Here is an 18,537-nt window from a genome sequence, read left to right as displayed (position 1 = left end):
ATGATTCACTAATATCGGCTGGCCAGCATTTTTCTTTATTCATACGTTCAATTGAATGCACTGGGCAGCGTCGTTCTTTGACATGACGCGCTGCCTGCTGCAAAGTGCGCGCCCTCTAAGAAAGCTCCTTTTTGCCTGTATCCTGCAGCCGCTCGCACGGCGGGCATGGCGCCGGCATGTGCGTTTTTTGTCGTTTTCACGTTTCTGCCTGAGGTAACCATGATTAATGCAGTAATTGCCGCGGTCGGTACCATGCTGGTGCTCAGCCTGTCCCGCGTGCATGTGGTCATCGCGATCATCGTCGGCGCCCTGGTGGGAGGCTTGACCGGTGGGCTTGGCATCGATGCGACGCTCAAGGCGTTCAACAGTGGGCTGGGCGGCGGTGCCACGGTGGCGCTGTCCTATGCCTTGCTGGGGGCTTTTGCGGTGGCAATCGCCAAGTCCGGGTTGGCTCATGCGTTGGCGGACAAGGCCTTGCATCTGGTAGGACGCCAGGAGTCCGCGGGCGGCGGCCATGTCAAATGGCTGTTGATCGGCCTGTTGGGTTCGGTGGCGATTGCCTCGCAGAACATCCTGCCGATTCACATTGCCTTCATCCCGTTGCTGGTGCCGCCACTGTTGTATGTGCTGACCAAGCTGCAGCTGGACCGTCGTCTGATTGCCTGTGTCATGACGTTCGGCCTGATCACGCCCTACATGTTCCTGCCGGTCGGGTTCGGCAATATCTTCCTCAACCAGATATTGCTGGCCAACGTCGCCAAGAGCGGGGTGGATATCAGCCAGGTCAACGTGACCCACGCCATGGGCATTCCGGCCCTGGGCATGGTCTTTGGCTTGTTGGTGGCGGTGTTATTCAGCTATCGCAAGAAGCGCGTGTACGACCTCAAGAAAATCGAACGGGTCGAACAGGTCGCCGTGCAGTACAACCCGCTGACGCTACTGGTGGCCGGGCTGGCGATTGCCTCGGCGTTCGTCATCCAGTTATGGCTGGATTCGATGATCATCGGCGCGCTGGTTGGCTTCCTGATCTTCTCGGTGTCGGGCATCGTGCGCTGGCGCGACACTGACGACTTGTTTACCGAAGGCATGAAGATGATGGCGATGATCGGCTTCATCATGATTGCCGCCTCGGGTTTTGCCGAAGTGCTCAAGGCCACCGGCGAGGTACAGACCCTGGTGCAATCCTCCGCAGCCTTGATCGGCCATAACCGAGGCGTAGGTGCGCTGCTGATGTTGTTGGTAGGTTTGCTGGTGACCATGGGCATTGGCTCGTCGTTCTCCACGGTACCGATCCTTGCTGCGATTTTCGTGCCGTTGTGTGTACAGCTCGGTTTCAGCCCGCTGGCCATTGTGTGTATTGTCGGCACCGCAGGCGCCCTGGGGGATGCTGGCTCCCCAGCGTCGGACTCCACGCTGGGCCCGACCTCGGGATTGAACATTGACGGTCAGCATCACCACATCTGGGACACCGTGGTTCCGACATTCCTGCACTACAATTTGCCCTTACTGGTGTTTGGCTGGTTCGCTGCCATGACCCTGTAGTCGAGACTCCAGTTTTCTCCCGGCGGGCCGTTAACCTGTTAACGCTGCCCTATACAGAGAGAAGATCCATGCGTCTGAGTCTGAAGGTCAAAGTCCTGTCCCTCGCCGTACTGCCCGTGCTGTTGTTTGCCTTGGTCATCAGCCTGACCACGGTCTGGATACTCAAGGAGCAGGCGCGGACCGAAGTCGAAGATACCCGCCAACGCCTGCTCAATGATGCGAAGGCCACCCTGCAAAGTTATGTAGAGGTGGCCTTGACGACTATCAAGCCTATCTACGACGCCGCCGCGCCGGGTGATACGGCGGCGCGGGCGCAGGTGGTCAAGTTGTTGTCGAACATCACCTACGGCAAGGACGGCTATTTCTTTGGCTACGATTCCGAGACCATCCGCCTGTTCAAGGGCAATAGCCCGGACGGCGTGGGCAAAAGCTTCAAGGACAATCGCGACCCCAACGGCGTGTACGTCAACCTGGGGCTGGTGAAAGTCGCCAAGGACGGTACGCACTACCTGCAATACAGTTCGACGCAGCCGGGGCAGACCGAACTGGTGCCCAAGCTCGGCTATACCCAATACCTGCCCAAGTGGGACATGGTGATCGGTACGTCAGTCAACCTGGACGGCATTGAAGCGTTGGTCGGCGAGGTCCAGGCCAACGTCGATGAACGCATGGAAGGCGTGCTGCTGAGCATCGTCGGGATCGCGGTGGTGCTGTTGGTGGTGATCGCTGCCGTCGGCATATTGCTGGCCAATACCATTTTGCGGCCACTGCACTTGATGAAAACCAACCTTGACGACATCGCCGCCGGCGAAGGCGACCTGACCCGACGCCTGGCAATTACCAGCCAGGACGAGCTGGGTGAGTTGGCCGGTTCATTCAACCGGTTCGTCGACAAGATCCACGGTCTGGTGCGGCAGATTACCGAAATGACTTCGCAGCTCACCGGCCTGGTGAGCCAGGTTGCGGAGCAGGCCCAGCGCTCGGAGCGGGCCATGGAACGCCAACGCCATGAAACCGACCAAGTGGCGACGGCGATCAACGAAATGTCTTGCGCAGCCCATGAAGTGGCTCGCAGCGCCCAGGGGGCTGCGGTGGCAGCGCAGCAGACCGACGCCGAAGGCCAGGCCGCCAAACGTGTGGTGGATGGCAGCATTGCGCAGATCCATGCGCTGGTGAGCGACATCCGCAGCAGCGGCGTATCGCTGGACAGCCTGCAGCAGGACGTTTCTTCGATTGTCAGCGTGCTTGGGGTGATTCGCTCGATTGCCGAACAGACCAATCTGTTGGCGCTCAACGCAGCGATTGAAGCTGCCCGTGCCGGCGAGGCAGGGCGTGGTTTTGCGGTGGTGGCTGATGAAGTCCGCGCGCTGGCCAGCCGTACCCAGCAAAGTACCCAGGAAATCCAGGGCATGATCGACCGCTTGCAAAAAGGCACCGAGGCCGCCGTCGAGTCCATGCGCCGCTCCAGCGATGCCGGTGACGGTACCTCGGCCCAGGCCAACGAAGCGGGGGCCTCCCTCGATACCATGGCGCAGTTGATTGGCACCATCAACTCGATGAACGCACAGATTGCCAGCGCCGCCGAGGAGCAAACGGCAGTGGCCGAAGAGATCAACCGCAGCGTGCATCAGATTGCTGTGGCGGTGGACAGTGTGGCGAATGAGACCCAGCAGGGCGCACAGACGTCTCGCAGCCTGGCTGATTTGGGGCAGCGGCTGGGGCAACTGGTGGGCCAGTTCAAGATTTGAGCGTTTTGAGCGAGCTTGCTCGCTCCTACAAGGTGATGGAGTGCAGTTGTCGGGCTGTCGTGCTTTTGATTCAGGCACCGCTAAACATCGCGCATCAGCAAGCCGAACTGCACCTCCATCTCCAGCGGAACCGGCACATACACCGTGTGCCCATCTCCCGGCGCCACTTCGATGGCTTGATCCTTGGCATTGCGCATCATCCCCAGATCAAAATGAAAATTTCCCGCCGGTGTCATCAATTCCAGATGATTGCCCACGGCAAAGCGGTTTTTCACCTTGACCTCGGCCAGTTCCCCGCGTCGCTCGCCGGTCAATTCACCGACAAACTGCTGACGCTGCGACACTGAGCTGCCGTTCTGATAGTTCTGATATTCGTCGTGTACATGGCGGCGCAGGAAGCCCTCGGTGTAGCCGCGCTGGGCCAGGGATTCCAGGTTTGTCATCAGGCCGCGATCAAACGTGCGACCCGCCACTGCATCATCGATTGCCTGGCGGTACACCTGAGTGGTCCGTGCGACATAAAAATGAGATTTGGTGCGGCCTTCAATCTTCAGCGAATGCACGCCCATGCGGCTCAGGCGTTCGACGTGTTGCACCGCCCGCAGGTCCTTGGCGTTCATGATGTAGGTGCCATGTTCGTCTTCGAATGCCGGCATTTGTTCGTCCGGGCGGTTGGCCTCCTGCAGCAGGAATACCTGGTCGGTGGGTGCGCCCAGGCCCAGGGTCGGTTCGGGCGGGTAGTGCTGGACGATATCGCCCACCGCATTTTCCTCGGCCGGCGTGGCCTGATACTTCCAGCGGCAGGCATTGGTGCAACTGCCTTGGTTGGCGTCGCGTTTGTTCATGTAGCCCGACAGCAGGCAGCGACCGGAGTAGGCCATGCACAATGCGCCATGCACGAATACCTCCAGTTCCATGCTGGGCACGTGTTGCCGGATCTCGGCGATTTCTTCCAGTGACAGCTCCCTGGACAGGATGATCCGGCAAATCCCTTGCTGCTGCCAGAATTCCACGCTGGCCCAGTTCACCGTATTGGCTTGTACCGACAAGTGAATCGGCATCTGCGGGAAGTGTCGGCGCACCAGCATGATCAGTCCCGGATCGGACATGATCAACGCATCCGGCGCCATGGCGATGACCGGTTCCAGGTCCTTGAGGAAGGTCTTCAGTTTGGCGTTGTGCGGCGCGATATTGACCACCACATAAAAGCGCTTGCCCTGGGACTGGGCCTCTTCGATACCCAAGGCGAGGTTGGCATGGTCAAACTCATTGTTGCGCACCCGCAGGCTGTAGCGCGGTTGGCCGGCATAGACTGCATCGGCACCGTAGGCGAAGGCATAGCGCATGTTTTTCAGGGTGCCGGCGGGGGCCAGCAATTCAGGGGCAGGGAACATGGGAGTTTCGATCGCAAAAGGGCGGCAGGGTAATGGGCGGCGCCCCGGGTGGTATTGATCTGGGTCTACGCTGAATGAATTAAAGAGGGCACTCCCGGGATTTGCGGTGGACTAAGCAACATGGCGCGATTGGGCGTCTTGCGTTTTTAGGGCATGGATCGGACATGAATCAGACGAATCTGCAATTCAAAACCCTGTTGCTGCTGCTGGTCCTGGCGACCATAGCTTTTGTCTGGATCCTGCTGCCGTTTTACGGCGCGGTGTTCTGGGCGGTGATCCTGGGGATTATCTTTGCGCCCATGCAACGGCGCCTGCAAGTCAAGTTTGGCTGGAACCGCAACCTGACGTCCTTATGTACGTTGATGGTGTGCCTGGTGATCGCCATTTTGCCGGTGATTATCACTAGCGCTTTGCTGGTTCAAGAAGGGGCGACGCTGTACAAGAATATCGAAAGCGGCAAGCTGGACGTCGCCGGCTATATCGAACAGTTCAAGAACTTCCTGCCCCCGTACTTTCAGCAACTGCTGGACCGCTTTGGCATGGGCAACCTGGAAGGCCTGCGGGAGAAGATCGTCAAGGGCGCGATGCAGGGCAGTCAGTTCTTCGCCACTCAGGCGTTCAGCTTTGGCCAGGGTACCTTTGAGTTCCTGGTGAGCTTTTTCATCATGCTGTATCTGTTGTTCTTCCTGCTGCGCGACGGCCCGGAACTGGTGCGCAAGGTGCGCACGGCGGTGCCGTTGGCCGAGCCGCAGAAGCGCCGTTTGCAGCTCAAGTTCAACCGGGTGGTGCGCGCCACAGTCAAGGGCAACGTACTGGTGGCCGTGACGCAGGGGGGGCTGGGAGGCTTGATCTTCTGGTTTCTGGACATTCCCAGCGCGCTGCTCTGGGCGGTGCTAATGGCTTTTCTGTCGTTGCTGCCGGCGGTGGGCGCGGGGCTTGTCTGGGGGCCGGTGGCGGTTTACTTCCTGCTCAGCGGTTCGATCTGGCAAAGCGTGGTGCTGGCGTCGTTCGGCATATTTGTCATCGGCCTGGTGGACAACGTGCTGCGTCCCATCCTGGTGGGCAAGGACACCAAGATGCCCGATTACCTGATTTTGATCTCGACCCTGGGTGGCCTATCGATCTTCGGTCTCAACGGCTTTGTGATCGGACCGCTGATCGCCGCGCTGTTCATCTCCAGCTGGGCACTGTTTGTCGAAACCAAACGCAGTGTGAGGCTGCCACTGCCTTAGGCCTGGAAGCGGTGAGCCATCTTGCGCGACAGGGCTTGAGCAGCGGGCAACGAGGTGAGCGGGCCGCTGATGGCTTCTCCATCCTGCACCAGATACCAGCAGGCGAGCATGCCCATTTCGCGAAGCGAGGCGGGTACGGCGCTGCCGATGACGGACATGATTTGAATAGTGGGCATGATTACCTCCAGTTCGTTCTGGAGGTCACCTTACGGTTTGCAGGCAGTCAGGAAAAATCAACCTGCTTGATAGTCGACATCATTGTTTTCATGACAACGCTCATCAAGACCACGCCAGGCGCTGATCAGTCGACCACCTGGTCAAGCATGCCTACCACTTCCTGCTCGCTGAGCAGCCCCTTGCGAACCAGGTTTTCTGTCAGGAGCGCAAGGAACTTGGCGCTGCGATGGCCCTCCAGGTGCTTGAGTTCGGTCAGGGCGCTGTAGACCTTGCTAGAGGTGCAAAGACCGGCGGTACGGTGCGGGTTTTGTGTGGGCATGCTGAGGCGTCCTTGTTGTTATGGCTTGTCAGGGATGGACAGTGTTGATAGTGAGAAGATGATGTGACACAAACATGACAGCGCACGACCTTGCGGGGCAAGTACATAGTGCCTCAATGATGGAGGATTTAATCGCAGCCGATATCCTCATAGCGACCTTGGCAAGATTTATTCAGACCAGGCGACTCAAGGACTGTCGCGCAGGATGCTTTAAAGCAGTGTATTTGCCGAAAACAGCATGGCCTCGATAGATCAAGGTTGTGTAAGGTCTGTATCGAGTTGCTTACTTCAAGGAGTTACCCATGCTGATGAATCCCAACAGGGACACCCAACTGTGCATGTCACTGTCGGCGCGCCCCGGGAATTTCGGGCTGCGTTTCCACAATCATCTGTATGAGCAGTTGGGGCTGAATTTTTATTACAAGGCTTTCAGCAGCCAGGACTTGCCGGGCGCCGTGGGCGGTATCCGTGCGCTGGGTATTCGCGGTTGTGGTGTTTCCATGCCATTCAAGGAAGCCTGCATTGCCTTGGTCGATGAGCTGGACGACTCGGCCCGAGCCATCGCTTCAATCAATACGATCGTCAATACAGACGGCCACCTCAAGGCTTACAACACCGATTACATTGCCATTGAACAACTGCTGAAAAAGCACGCCGTGCCCAAGGATTCGACATTCGCCCTGCGCGGTAGCGGCGGCATGGCCAAGGCAGTAGCCAGCGCCCTGCGCGATGGCGGTTACACCAAAGGGCTGATCGTCGCCCGCAATGAAGCCTCCGGCAGAGCGCTGGCACACAGCCTTGGGTATGAGTGGCAAGCCCAATTAGGCGATGTGCGACCACAGATGCTGATCAACGTGACGCCTATCGGTATGACTGGTGGTGCGGAAGCTGACGAACTGGCGTTTGAGGCTGATGCGGTCGATGCGGCGGACACAGTGTTTGATGTGGTGGCGATCCCCGCCGAAACACCATTGATCGTGCGTGGACGCGCTCAAGGCAAGCGTGTGATTACCGGTCTGGAGGTGATTGCGATCCAGGCCCTGGAGCAATTTGTGCTGTACACCGGGGTAAGGCCGACGGATGAGCAGTTCCAGGCGGCTGTCGCATTCGCCCGTCAATCCTGAGGCCATACCCGCGTAAATGCTGTTATTCGAGCAGGGAAAGGCGTTCTTCCAGCGCCGCGATCCGCGCTTCCAGCTCTTCGATGCGCTCCAATGACACTGCGCCGCCAGCACTGCGCTCCACCGGATTGCCGCGGGCGGCGAGGATTGCGTCGATGTCTGCCGGGTCGCCCAGGGCATGGGTGTAGCGGTCTTCACGCTGACCCGCCTGCCTGGGCACCAGCAGCGCCAGGTCGCGGGCGATCAGGCGTTCGAGTTGATGGACCACTTGCTCGGCGTCTTCAAAGTCGTGCATGCGACCGCTGCGGGTCAGCAGTTCGTTGACGGTCTGCGGGCCACGCAGAAACAGCAGGCCAGTGAGGATTACCTGGGCGGGCACCAGCTCCAGGGCCTTGTCGACCCGGTGTTCCCAGCGATCAGCGCGACTGCCCATCACCAGTTTGGTAAAACCACGACCTTCCAGCGCGCGCAGGCTCTGCCCGACCTGGCCCTGGCTCAGGTTCATCACCGGTTCACGGCTGGTTTTCTGGTTGCAGGCCAACACCACGGCATTGAGCGTCAGCGGGTAGGTTTCCGGGTTGGTGGCCTGTTTCTCGATCAGGCAACCCAAAACGCGAATCTCCGTGCTATTGAGGCGCGGCTCGGAGGCGGTGGTGTCGTGCTCGGTGGTCATCGCGTTTTCCCTATGCAGTGAGCCCACTAGCCTAATCCTGAAAAAATAAAAGACAAGCAGCAGCAGTAGCGAGCATGTCTATAATCGCGCCTGATCCAAATCCAGCCACAACTGTCGAGACTGTCATGACTATTTCCCTGTACGCCGCTTCCCTCCCGGTCTTCAAACAAATGCTCAACGCCCTGAGCGATGTGCTGAACAAGGCAGAGGCCCACGCCACTGCCAAGAACATCGACCCGAACGCCTTGCTGCAAGCGCGCCTGTTCCCGGACATGTTCCCGCTGGTACGCCAGGTGCAGATCGCCGCTGACTTCGCCAAAGGTGTTTGCGCACGCCTGGCCGAGATCGAAGTACCGAAATACGATGACAACGAAGTCACTTTCGCCGACCTGCAAGCCCTGATCGCCAAGGTCCTGGCCTTTATCGATACCATCACCCCGGCCCAGGTCGACGGCAAAGAAGGTATCGAAATCGTGACCCGTCCCGGCACCCCGAAAGAAAAACGCTTCACTGGCCAGTCCTACCTGCTGACTTACGGCCTGCCGCAGTTCTTCTTCCATGTCACCACTACCTACGCGCTGCTGCGTCACAACGGTGTGGAAGTGGGCAAGCGCGACTATATGGGCGCGTTCTAAACCCGCACACCATAAAAAACCCGGGCGGCTCCTCAAGGAGCGGCCCGGGCTTTTTATGGTGCGCGCATCAAGCCGGGGTTTTGTTTTCCTGGCCCAGGCAGGCAGCAGCGGTGAACAGCACGTCAGTGGAGGAGTTCAGCGCGGTTTCGGCCGAATCCTGCAGCACGCCGATGATGAAGCCCACGGCGACCACTTGCATGGCGATTTCACTGGGAATACCGAACAGGCTGCATGCCAGCGGGATCAGCAGCAACGAACCACCAGCCACACCCGACGCACCGCAGGCGCAGATCGCGGCCACTAGGCTGAGCAGCACTGCCGTCGGCAGGTCCACGGCAATGCCTAGGGTATGTACGGCGGCCAGGGTCAGCACGGTGATGGTGATGGCGGCACCGGCCATGTTGATGGTTGCGCCCAATGGGATCGACACCGAGTAAGTGTCTTCATGCAGGCCCAGTTTCTCGCTCAACGCCAGGTTAACCGGAATGTTGGCCGCCGAACTGCGGGTGAAAAACGCCGTGATGCCACTTTCGCGCAGGCACATCAGCACCAGCGGGTATGGGTTGCGACGCAGTTTCCAGAACACGATGGCCGGGTTGACCACCAGCGCCACGAACAACATGCAGCCGATCAGTACCAGCAACAGATGTGCATAGCCCAGCAGCGCGCCGAAACCCGAGGTGGCCAAGGTCGATGCCACCAGGCCGAAGATCCCCAGCGGGGCGAAGCGAATCACTACGCGTACGATCAACGTGACGCCAGTGGACAGGTCGCCCAGCACCGTACGTGTAGTTTCACCGGCATGGCGGATAGCGATACCCATGCCGATGGCCCAGGCCAGGATGCCGATGAAGTTGGCGTTCATCAGGGCGCTGATCGGGTTATCCACCACGCTGAACAACAGGCTTTGCAGCACTTCAGTTATGCCGCCGGGGGCACTTACCGCCACGTCATGGGTAGTGAGCACCAGGTTCGAGGGGAACAGCGTGCTGGCGACGACTGCCACGACCGCTGCGGAAAAAGTCCCCAGCAAATACAGGAACAGGATTGGCCGGATATGGGTTTCCTGACCGTGCTTATGGTTGGCAATCGAGGCCATAACCAGTACGAACACCAGGATCGGCGCGACGGCCTTGAGCGCCGAGACAAATAACTTGCCGATAATCCCTACCGATTGAGCGGCACTGGGCAACAGCAAGGCCAATACGATGCCTGCAATCAGGCCGATGACGATTTGGGTCACCAGGCTGACGCGCATGAGGCGTTGAAAGAGCGAAGGGGCAGCAGTCATAAGAGTTGTCTCTAGTTTTTTTAATGTGCGCAGCGTAATACAGGGTGCGGAGTCTAACATGCCGTGCCAGATATCCATGTTTCCTGCGGCATTCAGTCACCCGGGCGCTGGGTGGTCTGGATACATTCTGTTAAGATTGGCCATCCTCATCTTTTTCATTGTCAGCGGGCCCTTGGGCCAACGCTGGCGTCGCCGTTTCTGGAGTTGTTCATGCTGTTGCCTATCCTGCTGCTATCTGCGGCCGGTTTTACCGTGTTGACCACCGAGTTCGTGATTGTTGGCCTGCTACCGTCCATCGCTCGTGATCTTGATGTTAGCGTGTCCCAGGCCGGCCTGTTGGTGACCCTGTTCGCTTTCACCGTGGCGGCTTTCGGCCCGTTTCTCACTGCCTATTTTGCGCGTTTCGAGCGCAAGCGATTGTTTATCAGCATTTTGCTGATGTTCGGGGTGGCGAACACCCTGGCAGCCCTGGCGCCGAACATTTGGGTCATGTCCCTGGCTCGCTTGATCCCGGCCTTGGGCTTGCCGGTGTTCTGGGCACTGGCCAGTGAAACGGCGGTTGACATTGTCGGGCCTGAATACGCCGGCCGGGCGATTGCCAAGATCGGTTTCGGGATTGTCTGTGCCACGGTATTCGGTATCCCGGTCGGCACTTTGATCTCCGACATGTTCGGCTGGCGCACAGCCTTTGGCATTTTGGCCGTGGTGGCGGTGCTCAAGGCATTGCTGCTGTTGGTTTACCTGCCGTCGACAAAAGTGAAGATGGACGAAGTGACGCTGCGCTCGCAGTTCAAGATCCTGCGCAACCCGTTGATGCAGGGGCATGTGCTGCTGTCGATTCTGGTCTTTAGCGGCATGTTCACCGTGTATACCTACCTGGCGGACATCCTCGAGCGCCTGGCCGGTTTCGATGGCACGCTGGTGGGTTGGTGCCTGATGGGCTTTGGCGCAGTCGGCCTGATCGGCAACTCCCTTGGCGGGCGTGCGGTGGATCGCCATCCGTTGATTGCCTCCATGGTGTTCTGCGGCTTTATGATCACCGGAATGGTGGCGTTGGTTCCCGCGATCCATTCCACGCTGGGCCTGGCGGCAGCAATGGGGATCTGGGGTGTGACCCAGGCGGCGCTGTTTCTGGTCAGTCATGTGCGGTTGATGAAGGCCGCGCCCCATGCGCCAGCTTTTGCGGCATCGCTGAACATCGCGGGGGCGAACCTGGGGATTGGCCTGGGGGCGATGGTCGGTGGGCACGTGATCGATACACTTGGGTTGGGCAGCCTTGGGTTTGCCGCCTCCGGCTTTATCCTGTTGTCGATTCTGCTGGCCTTGTGGCTGATGACCAGCAAAACCCGCGAAGCATGCGCCTGAACCCTATCCAGGCAGAGCGGTAAACAGTTCCCGTCGTGCGCCTTCAGTAATCGCCACGATGCCGGGGTGTTTGACCTTGCGCTCCACCGAGATGGCATAGAACGATTCAGTCACCGCGTCTGTCTGACCTACCAGCGTGACGCCGTACTGACGTTCAACCTCATCGGCGATGACGCTGGGTGCGATAAAAATCCCGCTGCCGGACTGGCCGAAAGCCTGCATCAATGCACTGTCGTCGAATTCGCCGACGATTCGTGGTTGGATTTTCTGTTCGGCAAACCAACGCAGCAGGCGGCTGTGGACCACGGTTTCCGCGCCCGGAATCAGTAGCGGGGCGCCATGCAGGCACTGTGGGAAATCACCGCCATGCTGTTCGCTCAGCGCCTGGGTGGCGAAAAAGCTGATTCCGCACTCTCCCAGCTTCTGGCTATAACCTTTGATATCCAGGTGGCTGGGCATCGGGCTATCGGAAATCACCAGGTCCAGGCGCTGGATCGCCAGGTCAGCCAAGAGCCGTTCGAGTTTGTCCTCGCGGCAAGTGATGCGAATCGGCTCGCTCAGCTCCATGGTCGGTGCGATCAGCCTGTAGACGATGGACTTGGGCACCACGTCCGCCACTCCCACGCGAAATGGAATCTGCTGTTCGTTGGGCTGGGCCCTGAGCATTCCTTCCAACTCATTGCCCAACAGGAACATTTGTTCGGCATAGGGCAACGCCTGGCGCCCGGCCTCGGTCAGTTCCAATTGGCGCCCGACCCGCTGGAACAGTGCCACGCTGAAGGTTTGCTCAAGCAAGCTGATTTGCCCGCTGATAGTCTGCGGCGTGAGGTTCAACTGTTCGCACGCGCGCACGATGCTGCCGGTCTTGGCCACCACCCAGAAGTAATGTAATTGTCGGTAGTTGAGCATTTGGCGCCTCATGGAGAATTCATTACTTCGTATAAACCGAAGTATAAGCGAAAAAAATACGAATTTTTCTGAAGTGTCAGGCTCCTTAGAATGCCTGGCTATCGCGGGCCCACCGCTTGGGTCCATCGGTTCTAACGAGGAAAGCATCATGAAACTTAATCCTTTAGGCGCAGCGGCGCTGCTTGCGCTTTCATTAGTGATGGTCAGCGGCTGTGACCAGGCTGAAAAAAGTGCACAGCAATTGTTGGGTAAGGCCAGCGAGTCGGCCAAGCAAGCGATCGACGAAACCCACAAGGCTGCCGAGCAGGCGTTGAGCGAAGCCACTCAAGGTTTGATTGCACCCAAAGAAGACGAGCAAGAGCAGCGCGACAAGCCTGAACCCACCTCGCAAGAAACTTAATTTTTCCGAACACCGAGTCAGGACTGACCTATGGATTACCTTGTACAACTGGCCGCGAGCCCTACCGCCTGGGTAGCCCTGGCGACTTTGATCGTGATGGAAATCGTGTTGGGGATCGACAACCTGATCTTCATCTCGATCCTCACCAACAAACTCCCGGAAAAACATCGGGCCAAGGCACGCCGTATCGGCATCAGCATGGCGCTGTTCCTGCGCCTGGGCTTGTTGAGCACCATCGCCTTTATCGTGCAGTTGACGGCGCCGGTGTTTGAAGTGTTCGGCCAGGCCTTTTCGTGGAAGGACATGATCCTGATTGCAGGTGGCCTGTTCCTGGTGTGGAAGGCGACGACCGAGATCCATCACAGCATGGATCCAGAGCCTGAAGAGAAGCCAAGTGCTGGCAACGCCGTGTCCATCGGCTTCGCAGCGGCTATCGGGCAGATCCTGTTGCTCGACCTGGTGTTCTCGATCGACAGTATCATTACGGCCGTGGGCATGACCGAGCACTTGCCGATCATGATCATCGCCGTCGTGACCTCGGTGATCGTGATGCTGGTGGCGGCAGAACCGCTGGCCAAGTTCATCAACGACAACCCGACGGTGGTGATGCTGGCCCTGGGCTTCTTGATCATGATCGGCATGACGCTGATCGCCGAAGGTTTCGGCGCCCATGTGCCAAAAGGCTATGTGTACGCGGCGATGGCGTTCTCGGCAGCGATCGAGTGCCTGAACATCGCGCGGCGCAACCGGCACAAGCGATTGCTCGCCGCCAGGCAGTAACCGCTGACACCCAAAGGCCGGCCGTACTCTCAAGAGTCCGGCCGGCCTTTTGCCGTCTGTTAGAATCCACGGACTTGATAGCTTGAGGTCCCCCATGAACGAGCAGATTCGCCTTACCCAGTACAGTCACGGCGCGGGTTGTGGCTGCAAAATCTCGCCCCAGGTCCTGGAAGTGATCCTCGCCGGCAGCGGTGCGCAGAACCTGGATCCCAGGCTTTGGGTAGGCAATGCCTCGCGGGATGACGCGGCGGTCTACGCCATCGACGAAGAGCGTGGCGTGGTTTCCACTACCGATTTTTTCATGCCCATCGTCGATGATCCCTTCGATTTCGGACGTATTGCCGCTACCAACGCCATCAGTGATATCTATGCCATGGGCGGCGACCCGCTGATGGCCATTGCGATTCTCGGTTGGCCGGTCAATATCCTGGCCCCGGAAATAGCCCGGGAAGTGATTCGTGGCGGCCGTTCGGTGTGCGATGCCGCTGGCATTCCCCTGGCGGGTGGCCACTCCATCGATGCTCCGGAGCCAATCTTCGGCCTGGCCGTTACCGGCCTGGTAAACAAGCGCCATATGAAGCGCAACGACACAGCCACTGCAGGCTGCCAGTTGTACCTGACCAAGCCGTTGGGTATCGGCATCCTGACCACAGCAGAAAAGAAGGGCAAGCTGCGCGACGCTGACATCGGCCTGGCGCGTGACTGGATGTGTACCCTCAACAAGCCCGGCAGCCGCTTTGGCAAGCTGGCTGGCGTTACCGCGATGACCGATGTGACCGGCTTTGGCCTGCTGGGGCACTTGGTGGAAATGGCTGACGGCAGTGGTTTGACTGCCCACATCGAGTACGAAAAAGTCCCACGCCTGCCAGGCGTCGAGTATTACCTGGATCAGGGTTGTGTGCCCGGCGGCACGTTGCGTAATTTCGACAGCTACTCCCGCCAGTTGGGGCGTATCAACGAACTGCACAAGCGCGTGCTGTGCGACCCGCAGACCAGTGGCGGCCTGTTGGTAGCGGTTACCCCTGAGGGTGAAGTCGAGTTCCTCGCCGTAGCTGCCGAGCTTGGGCTGGACCTGGCGCCCATTGGCCGATTGGTGGAGCGACAGAGCAACGCGGTAGAGGTGTCTTGATGCCCATCGACATTACCGATTACCGCGATATTTTTCTTCACGATCGGCCGATGATGGATACCCGCGCGCCGGTGGAGTTCGTCAAGGGCGCGTTTCCAGGCGTGATCAACTTGCCCTTGATGACCGATGACGAACGTCAACGGGTGGGGACTTGCTACAAGCAGCAAGGGCAGCAGGCGGCAATTGTGCTGGGGCATCAGTTGGTCTGCGGCACCGTCAAGGCTGAGCGCGTCGAACAGTGGGCACAGTTCGCCCGCGCCAACCCAAATGGTTACCTGTACTGCTTTCGCGGCGGCTTGCGTTCGCAGATCGTCCAGCAGTGGTTGAGCGAGGCGGGTATCGACTATCCGCGGGTAGGCGGTGGCTACAAGGCCATGCGCGGCTTTTTGCTCAATACCCTTGAACAGGCCGCTACCCAATGTGATTTTGTCTTGCTGGGAGGCATGACCGGCACCGGCAAGACCGAAGTACTGGGCCAGTTGCGCAATGCCCTGGACCTGGAAGGCCATGCCAATCACCGGGGTTCCAGTTTCGGCAAGCATGCCACCGGGCAGCCGTCGAATATCGACTTCGAGAACCGCCTGGCCGTCGACGTGCTGAAAAAGCGTGCGCTCGATATCGAACAGTTTGTGCTGGAAGACGAGAGCCGCATGATCGGCAGTTGTGCTTTGCCGCTGGCCTTGCACAAGGCGATGCAGACGATGCCTATGGTGTGGCTGGAAGACAGCATCGCCGGGCGGGTCGAGCGGATCCTGCGCGATTATGTGGTCGATCTGTGCGCCGAGTTTGTCGAGGTATTTGGTGATCAGGGCCAGGAGTTGTTTGCCGAGCGTCTGACCCAAAGCCTGGGCAATATCCATAAACGCCTGGGCGGCGAGCGCTTCCAACGTTTGCAGACGCTGTTGCAGGAGGCCTTGGAGGAGCAGGGCCGTACAGGGTCAGTGGACTTGCACCGAGCCTGGATCGAGGGGTTGCTGCGCGAGTATTACGATCCGATGTACGCCTTCCAGCGTGAGAAGAAAGGCGCACGGATCGAATTCGCCGGGGAGCAGGGGGCGGTGTTGGAGTACCTGCGTGAGCGAGTTGCCCGGCGCGGGTGAGGCCCTGATGAGCCTCGATGTCCATCGGCGTGCAATGCCAGGCCGTGCCGCCTGGTCATCCGGGTGACTGGAGTGCCTGGGCGGTATCGGCCTGCTTGCCCGCCCTGGCCGAGCGAACCAGCATCAGCGCGCCCAGCAACGCCGTCCCGGCCAGGAAGTACATGCCTGCATGGGCGTTATCGAAGTAGACTTCGGCCCAGGTTTTGACTGTTGGCGCGAGAAAACCGCCCAGGTTGCCCAGTGCGCCGATCACAGCAATGCCGCTGGCTGCGGCCGCTCCGCCCAAAAACCGCGTAGGCAAAGTCCAGAACAGCGGCTGTACCGTGATAAAACCGGCAGCTGCGACGCAGAACGCCACAATCACCAATGGCAAACTGCCGCTCAAGGTCGAGCCGACCATGCCTACGGCGGCCAACCCCAGCATCACTGCGGCGAAGCGGGTTTGCTGGCCTTTGCGGTCGGCGTAGCGGGTCACGGCATACAGCATGATCACAGTGGCAATCCATGGGATCGAGGTCAGCAAGCCTACCTTCAAGCCAATGCCGGTACCGAGCAGTTCGGCGATTCTCGTGGGCAGGTAAAACAGCACGCCATACACACTGACCTGAATCGTGAAGTAGATCAGGGTGAAGTACAGCACCTTGGGATTGATCAGTGCGGCGCGCCACGAAGACGGACCTTTATTGGCCTTGAGCAGTTGCTCTTTTTCCAGTTCGTGCTCGATCGCGGCCTTTTCTTCAGTGCTCAACCACTTGGCATCGCGGGGTTTGTCGGTCAGGTAAAAGAACGCGAACACGCCAATGATCGACGCAGCCAGACCTTCAGTCACAAACATCCATTGCCAGCCAGCGAGGCCGAACTGGGCGGTTTCCAGCAGCCAGCCCGAGACCGGCCCGCCGACCATCAGCGACACTGGCACGCCAAAATAATAAATGCCATACGCCGAGCCCCGCTGGTTTTGCGGGAACCAGTAGGTCAGGTACAACACCACGCCCGGCGACAGGCCCGCTTCGGCGACACCCAGCAGAAAGCGCAGGATGTAGAAGCTGGTTTCATCGTGGGCAAACATCATGGCGGCCGAGACCAGGCCCCAGGTGATCATGATCCGGCTCAGCCAGATACGGGCGCCAATCTTGTGCAGCATCAGGTTGCTTGGCACTTCAAACACGGCATAACCGATAAAGAAAATACCCGCGCCCAGCGCGAATGCTGCATTACTCAGGCCGGTATCAGCCTGAAAGGCGTGTTTGGCAAAACCAATATTGGAACGGTCGATGATCGCCATCGCGAACATCAGCGCGACAAAGGGCAAGATGCGCCAGCGGATTTTGCTTAGAGCCTGTTTCAATGCGAGGTTAGACATGAGGTGCTCCGATTATTGTTTTTGTGAAGGCAGCAACATCGGTACAGCGATTAACGGTTTTTCAAGGCCGCACGGGCATAGACGGCGATAATGACAAAGCACCCCATCGGCAACAGATACGCCGCGGCGGTGGACCAGTGGTCGGCCACCATTCCCATCACGTAGGGCAGCAATGCACCGCCGACAATGGCCATGATCATGAACGAGCTGCCGCGCTTGGTATGTACACCAAGGTTCTTGACCCCCATGGCAAACAGGGTCGGGAACATGATCGACATAAAGAAGAACATCGCGACCAGCGCCACCACCGAAATGCCTTCGTATCCCAGCACCACCACGGCGCTGAGTGCGACGTTGATCAGCGCATAAATCAGCAGCAGGTGTTGGGCATTGACGCGCCCCATCAGCCAGGTGCTGAAGAAGCGCCCGAACATGAAGCTGAGCATTGCCACGGACAGCAGATACGCGGCTTGCTGGCTGCTTATCTGCGCCCAGTGTTCGGTGACGTAGTTGATAAAAAACGCACCCACGCCGACTTGCGCGCCGACATAAAAGAACTGGGTGATGACCCCGCTGACAAACTCGCGGTGCTGCCATAGGGACTTGCTGTCGTGCTGCTGGACATGGGCCTCCTGCTCGCGTAAATCCGGCAGTGGAGTACGGGCGATCAGCACGGCGACCAGCAACACCATCGTGGCAATCACCAGATACGTCATTTGCAGCGACTGTGTGGTGTCGACGCTGTTGGCACCGCTGAAGAACAGTGCGCCGCCAATCAATGGTCCGAAAAACTGCCCTAAACCGTTGAACGACTGCGCCAGGTTCAAGCGTCGCTCAGCGCCTTCGGGTGCGCCCAATACCGTGGCATAAGGGTTGGCGGCAGTTTCGAGGCAGCCCAGGCCGCAGGCAATCACAAACAGCGCGAACAAGAAAAACTGAAAACTTTGTGCCGCAGCGGCGGGCATGAACAAAAGGGCTCCGGTGGCGTAGAGACACAAACCCAGCAGGATGCCGGCCTTGTAGCCGTACTTGTCCATCAGCAAACCGGCGGGCAGGGCGATCAAAAAATACGCCCCGAAATACGCGCTTTGCAGCAGGCCTGACTGCGCCTTGCTGACGTGCAGGGTTTCCTGAAAGTGCTTGTTCAGCACATCCAGCAAGCCGTAGGACAAACCCCACAAAAAGAACAGGCAGGTCACCAGAGTCAGGGCCCAGCGATAAGACGTAACGGTGCGGGTAAAACGCGGTACTGCGGCGTTCGAGTGCTTGAGCGACATGACGCATCTCCTTTTTTATTGTTGTTGGCGACTTGCGTGAATCGTCTGCAGGAGAGAGCTTGTTCATGATTCCTTGGTACTG

General features: G+C 58.8%; 18 protein-coding genes and 1 pseudogene. 11 read left to right on the top strand and 8 right to left on the bottom strand.

The window, feature by feature from the left end; translation table 11 throughout:
* The first annotated feature begins 222 nt into the window (after positions 1-222).
* From OQ460_RS15065 to OQ460_RS15055, 3 genes and pseudogenes are all read left to right on the top strand, one after another.
* Entirely contained in the window at positions 223-1,542 is a 1,320-nt protein-coding gene (locus tag OQ460_RS15065; RefSeq protein ID WP_410022017.1) for a Na+/H+ antiporter family protein, read from the top strand.
* Positions 1,543-1,610: 68 nt separating this feature from the next.
* Positions 1,611-2,432 (top strand): annotated as a pseudogene (locus OQ460_RS15060) (cache domain-containing protein); the annotation flags it as partial.
* Between the two features lie 36 nt (positions 2,433-2,468).
* Positions 2,469-3,290 (top strand): methyl-accepting chemotaxis protein, encoded by an 822-nt coding sequence (locus tag OQ460_RS15055; RefSeq protein ID WP_410022016.1) that lies wholly within the window; start codon positions 2,469-2,471, stop codon positions 3,288-3,290.
* 80 nt (positions 3,291-3,370) lie between these two features.
* On the opposite strand, the gene yegQ is transcribed toward OQ460_RS15055, so the two are convergent.
* Positions 3,371-4,684, bottom strand: coding sequence for a tRNA 5-hydroxyuridine modification protein YegQ (yegQ, locus tag OQ460_RS15050; protein WP_410018243.1), 1,314 nt, complete (start codon positions 4,682-4,684; stop codon positions 3,371-3,373).
* Positions 4,685-4,848: 164 nt separating this feature from the next.
* On the opposite strand from yegQ, the gene OQ460_RS15045 reads away from it, so the two are divergent.
* Entirely contained in the window at positions 4,849-5,916 is a 1,068-nt protein-coding gene (locus OQ460_RS15045) for an AI-2E family transporter (RefSeq protein ID WP_410018242.1), read from the top strand.
* Here OQ460_RS15045 and OQ460_RS15040 read toward each other — a convergent pair.
* The gene (locus OQ460_RS15040; protein WP_410018241.1) at positions 5,913-6,092 is read right to left on the bottom strand and encodes a hypothetical protein; all 180 of its coding nucleotides are present in this window, start codon (positions 6,090-6,092) and stop codon (positions 5,913-5,915) included. The two genes, OQ460_RS15045 and OQ460_RS15040, sit on opposite strands and share 4 nt — an antisense overlap.
* A 125-nt stretch (positions 6,093-6,217) precedes the next feature.
* Positions 6,218-6,412: a hypothetical protein gene (locus tag OQ460_RS15035; RefSeq protein WP_410018240.1), complete on the bottom strand. Its 195-nt coding sequence runs from the start codon at positions 6,410-6,412 to the stop codon at positions 6,218-6,220.
* Between the two features lie 302 nt (positions 6,413-6,714).
* On the opposite strand from OQ460_RS15035, the gene OQ460_RS15030 reads away from it, so the two are divergent.
* On the top strand, positions 6,715-7,536 hold the full coding sequence (locus OQ460_RS15030) for a shikimate 5-dehydrogenase (protein WP_410018239.1): 822 nt from the start codon (positions 6,715-6,717) through the stop codon (positions 7,534-7,536).
* A 22-nt stretch (positions 7,537-7,558) separates the two neighbouring features.
* On the opposite strand, the gene OQ460_RS15025 is transcribed toward OQ460_RS15030, so the two are convergent.
* Complete coding sequence (locus OQ460_RS15025; RefSeq protein WP_410018238.1) at positions 7,559-8,206, bottom strand: YceH family protein; 648 nt, start codon at positions 8,204-8,206, stop codon at positions 7,559-7,561.
* A 125-nt stretch (positions 8,207-8,331) separates the two neighbouring features.
* Here OQ460_RS15025 and OQ460_RS15020 point away from each other — a divergent pair, with 125 nt between their 5' ends.
* On the top strand, positions 8,332-8,841 hold the full coding sequence (locus OQ460_RS15020) for a DUF1993 domain-containing protein (protein ID WP_410018237.1): 510 nt from the start codon (positions 8,332-8,334) through the stop codon (positions 8,839-8,841).
* Between the two features lie 67 nt (positions 8,842-8,908).
* Here OQ460_RS15020 and sstT read toward each other — a convergent pair whose 3' ends face one another.
* Positions 8,909-10,132 (bottom strand): serine/threonine transporter SstT, encoded by a 1,224-nt coding sequence (gene sstT, locus OQ460_RS15015; protein ID WP_410018236.1) that lies wholly within the window; start codon positions 10,130-10,132, stop codon positions 8,909-8,911.
* A gap of 210 nt (positions 10,133-10,342) precedes the next feature.
* Between sstT and OQ460_RS15010 the strand changes: the two genes are divergently transcribed.
* Entirely contained in the window at positions 10,343-11,497 is a 1,155-nt protein-coding gene (locus OQ460_RS15010) for an MFS transporter (RefSeq protein ID WP_410018235.1), read from the top strand.
* Between the two features lie 3 nt (positions 11,498-11,500).
* On the opposite strand, the gene nhaR is transcribed toward OQ460_RS15010, so the two are convergent.
* A complete protein-coding gene (gene nhaR, locus OQ460_RS15005) occupies positions 11,501-12,406 on the bottom strand; it encodes a transcriptional activator NhaR (RefSeq protein WP_410022015.1) in 906 nt (301 codons plus the stop codon).
* 148 nt (positions 12,407-12,554) lie between these two features.
* Between nhaR and OQ460_RS15000 the strand changes: the two genes are divergently transcribed.
* From OQ460_RS15000 to mnmH, 4 genes are all read left to right on the top strand, one after another.
* Positions 12,555-12,806 (top strand): hypothetical protein, encoded by a 252-nt coding sequence (locus OQ460_RS15000; RefSeq protein ID WP_410018234.1) that lies wholly within the window; start codon positions 12,555-12,557, stop codon positions 12,804-12,806.
* A 30-nt stretch (positions 12,807-12,836) separates the two neighbouring features.
* Complete coding sequence (locus tag OQ460_RS14995) at positions 12,837-13,586, top strand: TerC family protein (RefSeq protein ID WP_410018233.1); 750 nt, start codon at positions 12,837-12,839, stop codon at positions 13,584-13,586.
* A 94-nt stretch (positions 13,587-13,680) separates the two neighbouring features.
* On the top strand, positions 13,681-14,715 hold the full coding sequence (gene selD / locus OQ460_RS14990) for a selenide, water dikinase SelD (protein ID WP_410018232.1): 1,035 nt from the start codon (positions 13,681-13,683) through the stop codon (positions 14,713-14,715).
* The gene (mnmH, locus tag OQ460_RS14985) at positions 14,715-15,815 is read left to right on the top strand and encodes a tRNA 2-selenouridine(34) synthase MnmH (RefSeq protein WP_410018231.1); all 1,101 of its coding nucleotides are present in this window, start codon (positions 14,715-14,717) and stop codon (positions 15,813-15,815) included. The genes selD and mnmH overlap by 1 nt, the downstream gene beginning before the upstream one ends.
* Positions 15,816-15,870: 55 nt before the next feature.
* Here the strand turns inward: mnmH and OQ460_RS14980 are convergent, their stop codons facing one another.
* Together OQ460_RS14980 and OQ460_RS14975 are read right to left on the bottom strand one after the other, a co-directional pair.
* Entirely contained in the window at positions 15,871-17,178 is a 1,308-nt protein-coding gene (locus OQ460_RS14980; protein ID WP_410018230.1) for an MFS transporter, read from the bottom strand.
* 50 nt (positions 17,179-17,228) lie between these two features.
* Complete coding sequence (locus OQ460_RS14975; protein WP_410018229.1) at positions 17,229-18,455, bottom strand: sugar MFS transporter; 1,227 nt, start codon at positions 18,453-18,455, stop codon at positions 17,229-17,231.
* Between the last annotated feature and the right edge of the window lie 82 nt (positions 18,456-18,537).

Origin of the sequence: Pseudomonas imrae (assembly GCF_046352735.2) — a bacterium.
Taxonomy (GTDB): domain Bacteria; phylum Pseudomonadota; class Gammaproteobacteria; order Pseudomonadales; family Pseudomonadaceae; genus Aquipseudomonas; species Aquipseudomonas imrae.
Note: the sequence above shows the minus strand (reverse complement) of the source record. Positions and strands in the feature narration are given on the sequence as shown.